The 16,236-nt window shown below is 45.5% G+C and carries 8 protein-coding genes and 1 riboswitch; of the genes, 1 reads left to right on the top strand and 7 read right to left on the bottom strand.

Annotation, left to right across the window (positions count from 1 at the left end; genetic code table 11):
- Positions 1-201: 201 nt before the first annotated feature.
- Positions 202-2,592 (top strand): S9 family peptidase, encoded by a 2,391-nt coding sequence (locus AAFH98_RS06810; RefSeq protein ID WP_342521946.1) that lies wholly within the window; start codon positions 202-204, stop codon positions 2,590-2,592.
- A 471-nt stretch (positions 2,593-3,063) separates the two neighbouring features.
- Here AAFH98_RS06810 and AAFH98_RS06815 read toward each other — a convergent pair whose 3' ends face one another.
- The 7 genes from AAFH98_RS06815 to AAFH98_RS06845 all read right to left on the bottom strand — a co-directional run bounded on the left by AAFH98_RS06815 (position 3,064) and on the right by AAFH98_RS06845 (position 16,216).
- Positions 3,064-4,548 (bottom strand): glutamate synthase subunit beta, encoded by a 1,485-nt coding sequence (locus AAFH98_RS06815; protein WP_342521947.1) that lies wholly within the window; start codon positions 4,546-4,548, stop codon positions 3,064-3,066.
- 49 nt (positions 4,549-4,597) lie between these two features.
- Positions 4,598-9,157 (bottom strand): glutamate synthase large subunit, encoded by a 4,560-nt coding sequence (gene gltB / locus AAFH98_RS06820; RefSeq protein WP_342521948.1) that lies wholly within the window; start codon positions 9,155-9,157, stop codon positions 4,598-4,600.
- Between the two features lie 92 nt (positions 9,158-9,249).
- On the bottom strand, positions 9,250-11,661 hold the full coding sequence (locus AAFH98_RS06825; RefSeq protein ID WP_342521949.1) for an aspartate kinase: 2,412 nt from the start codon (positions 11,659-11,661) through the stop codon (positions 9,250-9,252).
- A 2-nt stretch (positions 11,662-11,663) separates the two neighbouring features.
- Positions 11,664-12,710 carry a homoserine O-acetyltransferase MetX gene (metX, locus tag AAFH98_RS06830; RefSeq protein WP_342521950.1) on the bottom strand — a complete coding sequence of 349 codons (1,047 nt, stop codon included), beginning with the start codon at positions 12,708-12,710 and terminating at the stop codon, positions 11,664-11,666.
- Positions 12,711-12,773: 63 nt separating this feature from the next.
- Complete coding sequence (locus AAFH98_RS06835; protein ID WP_342521951.1) at positions 12,774-14,105, bottom strand: O-acetylhomoserine aminocarboxypropyltransferase/cysteine synthase family protein; 1,332 nt, start codon at positions 14,103-14,105, stop codon at positions 12,774-12,776.
- An 18-nt stretch (positions 14,106-14,123) separates the two neighbouring features.
- Positions 14,124-14,621: a CoA-binding protein gene (locus tag AAFH98_RS06840; RefSeq protein ID WP_342521952.1), complete on the bottom strand. Its 498-nt coding sequence runs from the start codon at positions 14,619-14,621 to the stop codon at positions 14,124-14,126.
- A 125-nt stretch (positions 14,622-14,746) separates the two neighbouring features.
- Positions 14,747-14,860, bottom strand: a riboswitch (SAM riboswitch).
- 282 nt (positions 14,861-15,142) lie between these two features.
- Positions 15,143-16,216 carry a sensor histidine kinase gene (locus AAFH98_RS06845; RefSeq protein ID WP_342521953.1) on the bottom strand — a complete coding sequence of 358 codons (1,074 nt, stop codon included), beginning with the start codon at positions 16,214-16,216 and terminating at the stop codon, positions 15,143-15,145.
- Positions 16,217-16,236 lie beyond the last annotated feature (20 nt).

A 16,236-nucleotide genomic window follows, 5' to 3' on the forward strand; every position in this document is an offset into this window, starting at 1 on the left:
TGGGGGCCTGAAAGTGGATTAGAGAGTTTTGCTTCTATATTAATATTGAGATATTAGAAAATGGGTGAGGTGTGGTAGAGTGTGGGAGAGATTATATGGATAGTTTACAAATAAATTCCACAAGCCGTTTTGCCTACAAGTAATTTTTCAGCTATCCTTATCCTCTCAATTTTTCAATGCCGACAAAATCTATTTTGTGATATGATACGATTAACATCCGTTATTTGGGGAGTATTTTTATCTGCCACACTATTAATAGTGGGATGCTCTTCTCAACAGTCTGCAATCAAGCAAGAGTCGCCTGGCCGGATAGAACAAAACACAGAAACGAAGGAAACGGTTACTGCCGAAGACTATCAGCGAGCCGAGCAGTTTTTGTGGCAAAATACGTATCATAAAGTATTGAGCATGGTATCGGGACAACGTTGGATCTCCGATGTCCTTATTTATAATACCCGCACAGAAGAGGGCAGAAAATATGTTTTGGCTGATATCATATCCGAAGAAAAGAAAGAAGCTTTTGATCACGGTCGATTAGCGGACACGCTTTCTGCTAACGTAGATCAGGATGTTGATGCCCAAAACTTACCGCTGAGCAATGTCTCATATTCCAAGGAAGAGAATACGTTGATCTATCAAATCAACGGACAACGGTTTGAAACGGATTTGTCATCGTATGAAACCAATAAGTTATCAGATAAAGAAGGAGACAATGAAATTCTTTCGCCAGACGGTAAAAAAGCGGTGTATATTAAAAATTATAACCTGTGGATGCGGGATACCAAAACCGATGAGCATACGCAGCTGACGACCGATGGCGAACAGTATTATGGATACGCTACCAATAATGCCGGTTGGATTCGAAGTGATAATCCTGTTGTGTTGTGGGGACCGAATTCGGAGAAGATTGCTACTTTCCGTCATGATAGCCGTGGTGTTGGAGAGATGTATCTGTATGATACCCAAGTGGGGCACCCCGATTTAGAGAAATGGAAGTACCCGTTGCCCGGTGACAGTACGGTATTCAAAATTGAGCGCGTAGTAGTGCATGCCAATGAAGAAAATCCCGAAGTGGTTGATTTGGACATGGAGCCAGATTACCATCGCTCTACGATTTCGGATCACATTGCAAGTTGGGGCGGGCAGTTTCTGGATAACGAGTGGAGTGCCGACGGATCGCAGCTGTATTTTGTTTCCTCATCCCGTGATCACAAGGTGGCGGAGCTTCGGGAGGCAGATCCTGAAACCGGAGCAGTACGTGATATATTAAAAGAGACAACCAATACTTATTACGAGTCAGGATATAGTGAGGAGAGTTGGACGGTGTTGGAGGATTCCGATGAAGTGATTTGGTTTTCTGAGCGCGATAACTGGGGACATCTCTATTTATATGATCTGGAGACTGGTGAATTAAAACGGCAGATAACTCAAGGTAACTGGCGTGTGCTGGATCTCCATCATGTGGATGAGGAGAATAGTACGATTTATTTTACGGGTTCCAACAAAGAGGAAGGAAACCCTTATTACCACTATTTATATAAGGTGAGTTTTGATGGCAGTGGTTTGACGAATTTAACGCCCGAAATTGCGCATCACGAAATCACATGGTCTGACTCAAAAGAATACTTTACGGATACCTATTCTACCGTTGATGCGCCTCCTGTTTCCGTCGTCCGAAATGTAGATGGTGATGTGGTGATGGAGTTGGAAGAAGCAGACATCAGTAAGCTTAAAGAAACGGGGTGGCAGGCTCCCGAACCGTTTACGGTGAAAGCGCGTGACGGGGAAACGAACCTATATGGACTGATGTACAAGCCCACTAATTTTGATTCGACGAAATCCTATCCGGTATTGAATTACTTATACCCGGGGCCGCAGTCGGGCAGTATTCGTTCATTTGGATTCAGTGCGTCGCGATCCGATAAGCAGTCGCTGGCTGAATTAGGATTTATTGTTGTGGAAGTCAACGCAACCTGTACGCCCGGACGTTCAAAATCTTTTCATGACACTTGTTATGGAGATATGGGTGACAATGGACTGCCCGATCAGATAACAACCATTAAGCAGTTGGTAGATCGTCATTCTTGGATGGATACATCACGTGTGGGCATCTGGGGACATTCGGGCGGTGGATTTGCTTCGACCCGTGCCATTCTGGAGTACCCGGATTTTTATAAGGTGGCCGTTTCCGGCGCGGGAAATCACGATAACCGAAATTACGAGGATGATTGGGGAGAAAAATGGCACGGGCTCCTCGAAGAAAAGGAAGGTGTGAATAAAAGAGAGCTGGGGTTCTATGAGCAGGGCGATAATTACGATAAGCAGGCAAACCAGCTGTTAGCTGAAAACCTGGAAGGGAAACTGCTCATCGCCCATGGCATGATGGACAGTAACGTGCCGCCTACAAATACGTTGCTTGTGGTCGATGCTTTGATTAAAGCCGATAAAGATTTTGATCTGATGGTATTTCCCAATGCAGGACATGGTTTTGGCAATTCTCGGTACTTCATGAATATGCGGTGGGATTATTTTGTGAAGCACTTAAAAGGAATGGAACCGCCTAAATATAATTTTGAGGATAACATTCGATAGTTATGCAAGGACTTTGTAATGTCCATCGATCGGCTGATGGATATCTGGTGACTTGTGAATCCGTCCGACTGTATATACAGCGTTTGGACGGGGTTCTTCTGCAAAGGTCTATATAAATAAAAAGGGACCAGTCTTCCGACCGGTCCCTCTAATTTTACAGAGATGACTACCCCAATAGCCACTCTATCATTGATGTAAATAGCTGCTGTAGATATCTATTTATAGACAGTTTTAGCTGTTATCCCCGATGAATATTTTATTTCAGTACTCTTGATTATATTTGATCTCTTTTTGAATATTTGCTCTCGCATGTTGATGAATTCTTGAGATAGCTTGTTAAACAGCATCACTGTCAAGATTCTAAAATCATGTTATATATATTTTAGCACAAAAGCTTGTTATTAAGAGCAATCTAACCTTGGTTAAAAACTCTTATAGTTAGCGGCTTCTCGGTGTAATTATATTTCGAACTTATGGCAACTCCGTACTGCCCATCAAATACCGATCGCATTCGCGCGCAGCCCCACGCCCTTCGTTAATGGCCCATACAATAAGGCTTTGTCCCCGACGCATATCGCCGGCTGCAAAAACACCATCCACATTTGTTTGATAGTCACCGTGTTCAGCTTTGGCATTCGAGCGTTCATCGCGCTCAATTTTAAGTTGATCCAGCACCGGATTTTCGGGACCTGAAAATCCCATTGCCAAAAGTACAAGGTCTGCTTTCCAGACTTTTTCGGTGCCAGAGATTTCTTTGGGAAGTTTTCGACCATCGTCGTTGGTTTCCCATTCTATTTCCACCGTATGAAGTTCCTTGACATTGCCATCTCCATCGCCGACAAATTTTTTCGTCATCACCTGGTATTTACGGGGATCTTCTCCAAAACGGACCTTGGCTTCTTCCTGTCCATAATCCACTTTGTAAATGTGGGGCCACTCGGGCCAGGGATTGTCATCCGATCGACTCTCAGGCGGTTTGGGCAAAATTTCGAATTGAGTCAGGCTTTTGCAATCATGACGCATGGAAGTGCTTACGCAATCAGTGCCAGTATCACCGCCGCCGATGACGATCACATCTTTATCTTTGGCTGAAATATAGTTTCCATTTTCGTGATCTGAATCCAGCAGGCTCTCCACGTTGGCGTGCAGAAAATCCATCGCAAAGTGGATGCCGTCAAGATCACGCCCTTCAATATCAAGGTCGCGGGGCTTCGTCGCGCCACCGGCCAGTACAACGGCATCAAAATTTTTGGTGAGCTCGGTGGCGGGCACGTCGGTACCGATTTCGGTGTTTGTAATAAACTCGATTCCCTCATCCGCCAGCAGGTTCACACGTCGTTTTACTACCGATTTTTCCAGCTTTTGATTGGGGATACCATAAGTCAACAGGCCGCCAATTTTATCGTGACGTTCATAGACCGTTACGTTATGACCGGCTTTATTAAGCTGGTCGGCTGCCGCCAATCCTGCCGGACCCGAGCCCACAATGGCGACTTTTTTGTCTGTTCTGTTTTCCGGAGGTTCTGGCGTAACCCAGCCTTCCTCGAATCCCTTTTCGATAATAGCCAGTTCAATATTTTTGATCGTTACCGGCTTATCAATGATGCCAAGTACGCACGAGCCTTCACACGGGGCCGGACATGCACTTCCGGTAAACTCGGGAAAGTTATTTGTTTTGTGGAGCCGGTCCAGTGCTTCTTTCCACTTGCCTTTGTACACCAAGTCGTTCCATTCGGGAATAAGATTATGGATGGGACATCCCATGGTTTTCCCTTCTTTCTCTTCACCGGTCTGGCAAAAAGGGACGCCACAGTCCATACATCGCGCTCCCTGCTCTTTTAGTTTTTCTTCGGATTGATGTTCATGATATTCGTTCCAGTCCTCAATTCGTTCTTGGGGATTTCGGCTTGGAGCATCCTCCCGCTCGTACTCCATGAATCCAGTTGGCTTACCCATAATATTTTTGCTGATTTAATGTGAGTTTAAAATTATTGAATGATGCCCCTTACTGTTTGTTTTCCAGGAATGCTTCCATTTCGGCCTCTTTTTGATCAAGCCCATTCTTTTTAGCTTTGTTAATCGATTCCTGCATCTTTTTGTAATCCTTTGGAAGCACTTTTACGAAGTGGGGAATCATTTCTTGCCACTTGGCCAGCACTTTCCAGCCGCGATGACTGTCGGTGTATTCAGCGTGTCGGCGAATCATCTCATAGACTTCATCGATCTCATCCTCATCGCGGAGATCAGTAAGTTCTACCATTTCAGTATTGCAGCGCTCGTGGAAGGTTCCATTTGAGTCAAGGATGTAGGCAATACCTCCGGACATTCCCGCTGCAAAATTTCGTCCCGTTTCGCCGAGTATGACTACGCGTCCGCCAGTCATATATTCACAGGCGTGATCGCCGACCGATTCCACCACAGCGTGGAGACCACTATTGCGAACACAGAAACGTTCGCCGGCTTTTCCACGGATGTACGCCTGTCCGCTGGTGGCGCCATAAAATGAGACATTACCCACAATAATATTTTTAGCGGGATCGAAGCGAGAGTTTTCAGGGGGATAGAGAATCAGCTTTCCACCCGAAAGTCCCTTACCAAAATAGTCGTTGGCATCACCCTCCAACTCGAGTGTCATTCCGTTGGGTATAAATGCACCAAAACTTTGTCCCGCCGAACCGTTGAATTTCAGGTGGATGGTGTCTTCCGGAAGTCCCTCCGAACCGTATCGCCGCGTGAGCTCGCTGCCTACAATGGTACCGACCACGCGATTTGTATTTTTGATCGAGAGTTCAGCCTCAACAGGGTTGCCATCCGAAAGCGCCGGATCACAAATATCCATCAGCGTCTGAATATCCATAGCATTTCCAAGCCCATGTTTTTGTTTGATGATGCAGTGGGTTCCCACCTCATCGGCATTGTCTGGTCGGTGTAAAATAGGCGACAGATCCAGCGTTTTGCCTTTCCAGTGATCAGTTTCTTTTTGCTTCAGTTTATCAACGCGCCCGACCATCTCATCCACCGAGCGAAAGCCCAGTTTAGCCATATATTCGCGCAGATCCCGTGCTACGAATTTCATAAAGTTAACCACATACTGCGGATCGCCGGTGAACTTTTCGCTGAGTTCGGGATCTTGCGTGGCAATGCCGACGGGACACGTATTGAGATGACAAACCCGCATCATGATACAGCCGAGGGTAATCAGTGCGCTGGTACCAAAGCCAAATTCTTCTCCACCGAGCAGGGCTGCCACTGCAATATCCCGACCGGTTTTGATCTGCCCGTCTGTTTCGATGGCAACGCGGCTTCGCAGGTTGTTCAACACCAGGGTTTGGTGCGTTTCGGAGACCCCGAGTTCCCAAGGCAAGCCGGCATGCTTAATACTGGTTTGGGGAGAAGCCCCCGTGCCGCCATCATGACCACTAATTAATATAACATCAGCGCGTCCTTTTGATACGCCCGCAGCAATGGTGCCTACCCCAACGGCCGATACCAACTTTACATTAATATCTGCGTTTTTATTGGCATTCTTGAGATCATGAATAAGCTGAGCCAGATCTTCAATCGAGTAAATATCGTGGTGCGGCGGTGGTGATATCAATCCTACACCGGGTGTGGACAGTCGAACTTTCGCAATCCATGGGTATACTTTTCGACCGGGAAGCTCACCGCCTTCACCGGGTTTAGCCCCTTGTGCCATTTTAATCTGAATTTCCTCACTTTCTGTGAGATACTCGCTGGTTACCCCAAATCGCCCCGACGCTACCTGTTTAACGGCACTGCGTTTCGAATCGCCATTGGGTTCGGGTTCATACCGCGAGGGATCTTCGCCACCTTCGCCGGTATTGCTCTTGCCGCCGATGCGGTTCATGGCAATGGCCAGTGCCTCATGGGTTTTATCATTGATCGAGCCGTAGGACATCGCCCCGGTTTTAAAACGTTTGCATATTTCTTCCACTGATTCTACTTCTTCAATGGGGATCGATTCCGACTCATCGTGATTAAATTCCAAGAGTGATCGCAAGTTTGGCGGGGGATCGTCCTGCTCGTCGATTAGTTTGGTGTATTCTTTATAAAGCTCATAATCTCCATTTTTGGTTGCCAGCTGCAAGGTATGTACCGTCTTGGGATTATACGCGTGATACTCACTACCCTTTCGCCATTTGTATTCGCCGCCTTCGTCCAGCACTTGTCCGTTCGTTCTATAATTCGGGTAGGCCTTTTGGTGACGCAGTTTCACTTCTTTGGCAATGGTATCCAATCCAATACCGCCGATACGCGAGTCGGTCCATGTGAAATATTTATCAATTACTTCTTTGTCGATACCCAGAGCTTCAAAAATCTGTGCGCCACGGTATGACTTAATTGTGGAGATTCCCATTTTTGACATCACTTTTACGATACCCTTAACGATGGCCTTGTTGTAGCCTTTCTGTGCGCGCTGAAAAGAAAGGTCAAGATGTCCCTGCTCGATGAGATCATAGAGACTTTCGTACGCCATATATGGGTTGACGGCTTCCACGCCGTAGCCCAGAAGCGTACAAAAATGATGAGTTTCGCGGGGCTCTCCCGATTCCAGTACTATTCCGACCTGTGTTCGCGTGCCTGATCGAATCAGGTGGTGGTGCAGGCCGGCCACCGCAAGCAACGCAGGTATGGGTGCTTTTTCTTCATTGAAATCACGATCCGAGAGAATCAGGATATTTGCTCCGTTTTGGATGGCTTTATCGGCTGCGTCAAACAGATCGTCGAGTGCCTGCTCGAGCCCGGAACCTCCTTTATTCACATCAAAAAGGATGGGCAGCGTTTTGCTTTTAAAGCCGGATTCATCAATCGTCTTAAGCTTTTTAAGCTCATTATTTTTTAGGATGGGATGTTCCAGCCTGATCTGTCGACATGACTCTGGCTGGGGATCCAAAATATTGCCTTCTGAACCCAGCGTGATTTCGGTGGATGTAATGAGCTCCTCGCGGATAGGATCAATCGGGGGATTGGTAACCTGCGCGAAAAGCTGTTTAAAATAGTTGTAAAGCAGTTGAGGCTCATTGGAAAGCACCGCGATAGGAGCATCATTGCCCATCGCACCCACGGGCTGCAGCATATCTTCTGCCATGGGTCCCACATTGATATTTAAATCCTCATAGGTATAGCCAAAGGCTTTTTGCCGATGGATGATGTCTTCGTGTTCGAGATCGAACTCGTCTTTGAACTCAAAAGGCAGGTTTTGAAGATCGATAAGGCTTTTTTCCAGCCATTCCCGGTAGGGATGTTCGTTGGCAATCTCCTGTTTAATTTCTTCATCACTTTTGATTCGTCCCTCTTCGGTATCAATTAACAGCATCCGGCCCGGCTGCAAGCGATCTTTGTATACAACTTCTTCCGGGGGAATATCCAAAACTCCAACCTCGGAGGAGAGCACCACGGTATCATCATTAGTCACATAATAGCGAGATGGACGAAGTCCGTTTCTATCGAGTGTAGCGCCGACAACTTTACCATCCGTAAAAGCGATCGAGGCCGGTCCGTCCCACGGTTCCATAAGACAGCTATGATATTCGTAAAATGCTTTCATGTCATCATCCATGTTCTCATGCTTTTCCCAGGGCTCGGGAATCATCATCATCATGGCATGAGGCAGCGAGCGTCCGCTGAGCACCAGAAATTCAAGGCAGTTGTCAAATTTGGCGGAGTCACTTCCGTATTCTTGAATGATAGGTGTAATCTCATCCAGATCATCCCCAAAAAGATGAGAGCCCAGCTGAGCTTCACGGGCGTGCATGGCATTTTGATTACCACGCAGTGTATTTATTTCGCCATTATGAATCAGGTAGCGGTAGGGATGGGCAAGCTCCCAACTGGGGAAGGTGTTGGTACTAAATCGGGAGTGTACCAGGGCCAGCGCCGATTTTATGCGGGGATCGGAGAGATCCGGGTAATAATCTTTGAGCTGGGTAGACGTCAGCATCCCCTTGTAAATGATGGTGCGCGATGAAAGGCTGGGGATGTAGAAATAGTCTTTATCCGTCAGATCGCTGTTTGCTATGGCTTTGGAGGTCCGACGACGGATGAGATACAGCTTTCGTTCAAAATCGAGATCGGTCTGCAAGTTGGAATTTCGTCCGATAAATATTTGCCGCACGGCCGGTTCGGCACTTATGGCTGATTGGCCCAGGTAATAATTATTTGTCGGGACTTTCCGCCATCCAAGCACTTCCTGACCTTCCTCTTCAACAATCTCCTCAACAACTTTTTCGCAGGGTAGACGGTTATCGCGATCAGGAGGCAGAAAAATCATTCCCACTGCGTACTGTCCCGGTTTCGGCAAGTCAATCCCCAAACCCCGACACGAGTGATCCAGAAATTGGTGAGGAATCTGCATCAGGATACCGGCTCCATCTCCTGTGTTGGCTTCGGCTCCCGTGGCTCCCCGGTGATCCAGGTTATGGAGAACATCCAGTGCGTCATGTACGATCTTGTGGGATTTTTTGCCCTTTATATTTACGATAAATCCTATTCCGCACGCATCGTGTTCGTTTTTGGATTGGTATAAACCTTGATCGGAAGCCATAGTATATGTGTGATTTTAGTTTAAGAAATAGTAGTTCGGATAAATCTGGGTATTACTTAAGGATTATTGTTTTAGTTCTGTCGAATGGGTGATTATGAGAGCGATTTTGCAGTTTTTAGGATGTCACTCAGTACTCCCGCTGCGGTAACCTCTTTGCCAGCACCCGGACCTTGAATGACCAGAGGCGTATCATTATAGAAATCCGAAAATATCTGGATGATATTATCGGTGCCTTGTAGTTGTCCCAATGGAGAATCTTTAGGGACCGATTCAATGCCAATTTTAATTTTCCTATCCTGCAGTTTGCCGGTATATCGCAGTGTTCTGTTTTGTTCTTTAGCTGAATCAATACGCTGCTTCCAGGTACTGTCATAACTCGGCAATTTTTCTAAAAAGGTTTCCTTGTCGACATTTGTTAGTTCCTGCGGAATGAGTGATTCTACTTCCAGCTCCTCGCGTTCTATGGTGATACCCAGGGTTCGTGCCAGTGTTAAAAATTTGCGGGCTACATCTTCGCCGGATAAATCATCACGTGGATCGGGTTCGGCGTAGCCTTTTTCGCGGGCATCCACGATAGCTTTACTGAAAGGAGTGCCTTGTTCCAGCTGGTTAAAAAGATATGTCATGGTTCCTGAAACAACTCCCGATATTTCAGTGATGTCATCTCCCACAGAATGTAGATCTTTAATGGTTGAAATAACGGGGAGTCCCGCTCCAACGGTGGTTTCGTATCTGAAGGAGCTGTTTTGTTTTTGGATCAATGATTGTAGTTCATCGAAAAATGATTGTTCGAAGGTATTAGCTAACTTGCTGGGTGTTACGACATGGATACCATTGGCAAACAGCTTGGGATATAGTTGGGCAACATCTTTACTGCCGGTAGCATCTACGAAAATTAAATTGGGATTAGTGGCATCTGTTAGCTTATCTATTAATGCATCCCAATTCGTTTGATCAGATTTTTCCCAGCATAATGGTTGTTGTAACTTTATTCCCGAATCATCCCACAGTGTTTGGCGGCTGTTGCAGGTGCCCAGTAGGCGAAATTGAAATTCATTCGTGGTTATATTTTTGAGTTGGTCGAGCAGCGTTTTTCCTACAGCACCGGTGCCCGCTACAAAAAGGTCAACCGTGGGCTGTTTTTGGGAGGTCAGGTTGTTGATAAGGGCCGCGGCTTTGCGAGCATCATCCTCAGAAAACAAAAACGAGATAAACCGTTCGTCATAATTTCGCTCAGTGTGTAAGGGGCGAATTTTATGCTCAGCAAGTAACGAAACAATACGGGCAGAAAGTTGTTCATTCTTGTTAAACTGATTGCTGAACTTTTTCACCTTATAAAGGTTGTCGGTAAGGTTGAAAATGGTGTTACGATTGGACGCCCAGGCAGCTAACTGTTCTTTTATTTTCTCAAAAAATGATTGTTTTAAAAGAAAACGTGCAGCTTCGAAATCAGACTCCTGCGTAAAGCCAATGGGTTTGGCATCGGGATAGTTTTCACCCCAGCTGTTGAGCTTGGTAAATAACTCTACTGCATGTTTTTGATCAATTTGTAGCCGTACAAAGGGACCGGTGATGGTGATAGTTTTTAAGGATCCGTTTGTGTTATAATCTGATGTGATAAGTGTACCAGGGTGTTGAGGATTGTAGCTATTTTTAACTAACACAGTAGTATCTTGTTTTTGAATGGGGTTAATGGTTTTGGGATGAATGACGTTGGCTCCGTGAGCAGAAAGTTCAGAGATATCCCCGAAGCTGAGCTGTTCAATCGACTCGGTGTTGTCAACCCAGCGGGGATCAGCCGACAAGACGCCGTCGACGTCGGTCCATATCTCGAGGTGGTCGGCATGTAGTGCATCGGCAACGAGTCCGGCCGTGTAATCAGAACCGGATCGGCCCAGCGTGGTAATATTCTGCTTTTCATCAGAGCCAATAAAGCCGGTTATCACCGGAATGGCTTTTTGTTGCAGGATAAATTCACGAATAAGTTTTCTGCTTAAACTGCGATCAACATTGGCCTGACCGAAGGTAGAATCAGTTTTAATAAAGTGATGTGCTTCATACGACTGAGCCTGATATCCTTTTTCAGAAAGTGCGGCCGAAAAAATAAGGGCAGAGGCTCGTTCCCCAATCGATAAAATTTGGTCTTTCCACGCCCGGTAGTTTTTGGTTTTGAGTTCATGATTATTCAGGGTTGTTCGAAGTTCAATGAACAGGTCTTGCAGGTACCCACGGCTGGGATGGCTCATAGATACCAAACTGTCAAACAGTTGACGGTGGCGACGTTCAAGTTTATTTAATGTTCGATACATATAGCTGTTGTCATCGCGGTAGTTCTCAGCTATTTCGATAAGCGTATTTGTAACACCGCCAATAGCTGAAACAACCACAACGGGATTTGCTTCGTCCAATCTATTAGCAACGATTTTTACCGATTGTTGAATGAGAGCGGTATTTTTTAGAGATGAACCGCCAAATTTTAGGATATGTGTTTCTGCCTGTGACATTGTTATGAAACTGCTTGTTCAGATCGTTCTGATTGTAATGATTTTATGATCGGATTCAGTTGATCAAATTCGATTAAAAAGGCATCGTGGCCGTGTGGAGACGATATTTCCTCGTAACGACCGTTGGGTAAAAGCTCTGCCAGCTCGCGGCATTCGCCAGGGGGATAAAGCATATCACTGTTGATACCAACAACTTTTACAGGGATGGTGAGTCCGGCCAGTGTTTCTCCGATTCGCGGTCGACTTCGTTTGATGTCATGAGAATCCATAGCTTGGGTAAGCCGCACATATGAAACCGCATCAAAGCGGTCTACGAGCTTTTCGCCTTGGTAGTTGAGATACGATTCTACTTCGTATTGTGATTGCCCGTCTTGGAGCCTGCGGCCAAACTTTTTGTCAAAATCAGAGGGATGGCGGTAGCTGTTCATCGCAATCATACGTGCCAGTGCCAATCCGTCTTTTGGGGGCTGTTCTTTGGAATAGAAACCATCCTCCCAGTTGGGATCGTTGTAAATGGCCTGTCGTTGAGTATGGCTAATGCCAATGGCCCAGGGGCGATGTTTTTCCCCCATCCCAATAAGTACGGCCGATTGCGGACGCTCATCCATGATGCACCACTCCAGTGCTTGCATGCCGCCCATGGATCCTCCAATTACCAGTTCTATCGCATTAATATCGAGTTTATCCAATAGTTTTTGCTGTAGGCGAACAATATCACGGATCGTGACCTTAGGGAAATCAGCACGGTATGGTTTATTGGTTTCGGGATTGATGGATGTCGGCCCGCTGGTGCCGTAACAACTGCCAAGTACATTGGGGCAGATGATAAAATGTTTGTTGGGATCAAGGGTCTTGTTTTGGCCAAATGTTCCACCAAACCATTCATCAACGGAGGTGTTGCCGGTCAAAGCGTGGCAAACCAAAATGACATTATCTTTTGTATCATTTAAGGTCCCCCACGTTTGATACGCAATGGTTGGTTCGGGAATCGTAGCTCCGCCCTCCGTAACAAAAGGCTGATCAAAAGTATGTGATTGTTTGTTGCTCATATTGTTGTCAAGTAATGCAAATTATCCACCGGATGGCCAATTCAGCCATCCGATGGCTTTGAATTATGCTGGTTGCTTGATTTTTTTGAATGCGATTTCGAAGTCTTCTTTAATATCATCGATATGCTCAATACCTACCGAAACGCGGATAAGATCCGGTTCTACGCCACTGGCCGCCTGTTCTTCATCGCTAAGCTGCTGGTGGGTGGTAGAAGCAGGATGAATGACGAGCGTTTTGGCATCACCTACATTCGCCAGGTGACTGGCAACTTCTACGTTTTCGATAAAGGTTCGGGCCGAGTCAAGTCCACCTTTTACGCCAAAGGTGAGAACAGCGCCGAATTTCCCTTCATTTAGATATTTTTTAGCGCGTTCGTGATACGGATGATCTTCGAGTCCGGTATAATTGACCCAATCTACGACTTCTTGTTTGCGAAGCCACTTAGCTAATTCAAGTGCATTTTCGCAGTGTCGTTCGGTACGTAGTGAGAGGGTTTCAAGTCCCTGAAGCAGCAAAAAGCTGTTGAATGGCGACTGGGCTGAACCGAAATCGCGCAGTGCTTCTACCCGAGCACGAATGGCAAAAGCAATATTGCCAAACGGACCATCAGGACCGAAAGTCTCCCAGAAATTGAGCCCGTGATAGGCTGGAGAAGGTTCCGTGAAGACCGGGAAGTTCCCATTACCCCAGTTAAAGTTTCCGGCATCTACAATAACACCGCCAATGCTGGTACCGTGACCGCCAATCCATTTGGTAGCTGATTCGGTAACAATATTAGCACCATATTCGATGGGACGTGCTATAGATCCTGCAGCACCAAAGGTATTATCTACAATAAGTGGGATGCCATGTTTATCAGCCAGGGCAGAGAGACCTTCAAAATCCGGTACGTTGCCACGGGGATTCCCGATTGATTCTACATAAATAGCCTTGGTGTTTTCATCAATTTGGGCCTCATAGCTTTCGACTTTATCATCCTCAGCAAAGTTTACATCAATGCCCAGTCGCGGAAGAGTAACTTTAAATTGATTGTAGGTTCCTCCATAGAGAAAACTGGTAGAGACGATATTGTCACCGGCTTGGGCGATGGTAGCGATGGTCATAAATTGAGCTGATTGTCCTGATGCCGTAGCAACAGCGGCAGCTCCACCTTCTAAAGCAGCGATGCGTTTTTCAAAAACATCACTGGTGGGGTTCATGATTCGGGTGTAGATGTTGCCAAATTCTTTAAGGGCAAAAAGTGTGGCCGCATGCTCGGTATCATCAAACTCATACGAGGTGGTTTGATAAATGGGCACGGCGCGCGATCCCGTGGTGGGATCAGGTTCTTGACCGGCATGAAGTTGCAGGGTTTCAAATTTTAGATTGCGTTCTTCTTTTCCGTTAGTACTCATAGTGTTGGTGGTTGTGTATTAGTTGTTATTGGTTGATTCCTTTTTGGGTCGAATTAAAAACTGGTGATCGACTTTGATACATCGGTTTTCGTAAATTTCAATTCCTGTTCCTTGTACCTTTTTTATTTCATCGGTTTGTTCTCCTGTACCAAGCTGCAGCCAGATTGCTCTTGGCTTAGGATCTATTACCAGGGCCTGATCAACGGCTTTATGGATATGAGCAGGTGGTAGAAATACATCCACGATATCAATGGGATGAGGAATGCTTTTCAAATCCGGATAGGCTTTTTTGCCTAAGATTTTATCCGCATTGGGGTTTACGGGTACGATGTTGTAGCCGGCATTTTGCAGATAGCGAGCTACAAACTGACTATCCTTGTGAAAACTGCGTGAGAGACCAACTATGGCAATGGTCGAGATAGTATTGAGTGTTTTCTCAGCGCGGTTTGTTTCTGCTTCGAGCGCTTCGGTCGCCCGCATCTTTTTGTCGTACCAGCTGTTAAAAGTAGATTTCATGAAATTTTCGTGATTGAATTTGTTTATCACATCAAATAAAAAAGCCCCTTCCAAGATCTTGCGCCGCGTAGGGGGCAGATCTAAGAAGAGGCTTGATATCTACTTTGCTAAAAGTATGGCCTGTTCTCTCATCTTTCCCCGTAATACGGAGCAGGAAGTGGCACCTTTCCGTGCATAAAAATGCAGGATGGTTGCCAAAGCGTCTTCGGGCCTGATCCCTCAGCTTTTCTGGATAAGAGTGCTCACTAAATCAAAAGAACAATCGTACAATAACTAAAAAAGCCCTTCGGGATCGACCGAAGGGCTTTGAATCTGTTTTACAAGTGTAAAACGAATCAGTCCTTCGGTTGCAGGTGCGACATAAGCATACACATGCAACAGAGGCGATAAAAATATGTGTTAATTCGTTTCATGACTTGAGCTGTTTTGAATTTCAATTCTAACATAAGTGATTGTTTTAAATCAAACAAGTATTAAATGTGTGGGGATATAATTGTTAGTTACAAATGTATGTCAAGCTATTAATCAATACTAAAGCTCATGTTAAAATGGACGCCATCGTCAGAACGGAAGGAGTATTCTGCCCCCAATTGGTTACATAGCGATTCAATAAGCTTGAGCCCCAGGGATGTTGTGTTTGAAATATCCAAACCGTCGGGAAGGCCTTTCCCATTATCACTAACTGCAACATAAAATTGATCGTCTTTCTTGTAGCAGGAGATAGAGATCGTGCCACCTTCATCTTCAAAAGCGTGCTTATTGGCATTAGTGATAAGTTCATTTAAAATTAATCCTAATGGAACGGCTTGCCTGGTATTGAGCGAAACAGGATCAAGGTTCAAGTCGAAGGAGATATTTGAGTTTCCGTTCAGAGTCTCCATTGATTCGCTAAGCTGATCTACAAGGTCGTGGATATAGCTTTCCAGCTTAATGCTTGCCAAGCCATCTGTTTGGTAAAGCTTTTGGTGAATGGAGGCAATGGACTGTACGCGATTCATACTTTCAGAGAGTACATTCGTTACTTCCTGCGAATCGGTCTTCATTATTTGCAGCTCGAGCAGGCCGGTAATAGTAGCCAAATTATTTTTAATGCGGTGGTGGGTTTCCTTAATCAGTGTTTCGCGTTCTTCTATTATCTCCTTCATTTTTTGTTTCCGCTTCCAGTCTTTGGTAAGATCATTTTGTACGGATACATAGTGGGTTACTTCTCCCTCTTCGTTGTAAATGGGATCAATGCTCCATCGAACACGATAGGGTGTACCATCCTTTTTATAATTGAAGGTTTCTCCTTCGAATCGTTCATTGACATTAAGCTTATGAATAAGCTTCTCAATAACTTGGCGATCCGTTTTAGGCCCTTGCAAAAGAGACGGGGTTTTGCCCATAACTTCATCTCTTGAATACTGGGTAATACGTTCGAATGCTTTGTTTACAAAGATAATTTGTTCGTTGCCAATTTTTTCCGGAGCATCTGTTATGACAACCATCTCACTGGTTGTTTCGATAGCTTTGAGTAAGATATCTGAAATCTTTCCATTGGAGTTTTTGTCACCCACAACATTTTCCTGGAGTTTATCTATGGCCTGTTTTTTCATTGTATTCCCTTTTTTGGGTT

Origin of the sequence: Fodinibius sp. Rm-B-1B1-1 (assembly GCF_038594945.1) — a bacterium.
Taxonomy (GTDB): Bacteria; Bacteroidota; Rhodothermia; order Balneolales; family Balneolaceae; genus Fodinibius; species Fodinibius alkaliphilus.

What these genes read in the sequence shown, in the direction of transcription:
- metX (WP_342521950.1), bottom strand. Translation starts at nt 12,710, where the DNA reads ATGAGCAACAAACAATCACATACTTTTGATCAGCCTTTTGTTACGGAG.
- AAFH98_RS06815 (WP_342521947.1), bottom strand. Translation starts at nt 4,548, where the DNA reads ATGGGTAAGCCAACTGGATTCATGGAGTACGAGCGGGAGGATGCTCCA.
- AAFH98_RS06840 (WP_342521952.1), bottom strand. Translation starts at nt 14,621, where the DNA reads ATGAAATCTACTTTTAACAGCTGGTACGACAAAAAGATGCGGGCGACC.
- AAFH98_RS06835 (WP_342521951.1), bottom strand. Translation starts at nt 14,105, where the DNA reads ATGAGTACTAACGGAAAAGAAGAACGCAATCTAAAATTTGAAACCCTG.
- AAFH98_RS06825 (WP_342521949.1), bottom strand. Translation starts at nt 11,661, where the DNA reads ATGTCACAGGCAGAAACACATATCCTAAAATTTGGCGGTTCATCTCTA.
- AAFH98_RS06845 (WP_342521953.1), bottom strand. Translation starts at nt 16,216, where the DNA reads ATGAAAAAACAGGCCATAGATAAACTCCAGGAAAATGTTGTGGGTGAC.
- gltB (WP_342521948.1), bottom strand. Translation starts at nt 9,157, where the DNA reads ATGGCTTCCGATCAAGGTTTATACCAATCCAAAAACGAACACGATGCG.
- AAFH98_RS06810 (WP_342521946.1), top strand. Translation starts at nt 202, where the DNA reads ATGATACGATTAACATCCGTTATTTGGGGAGTATTTTTATCTGCCACA.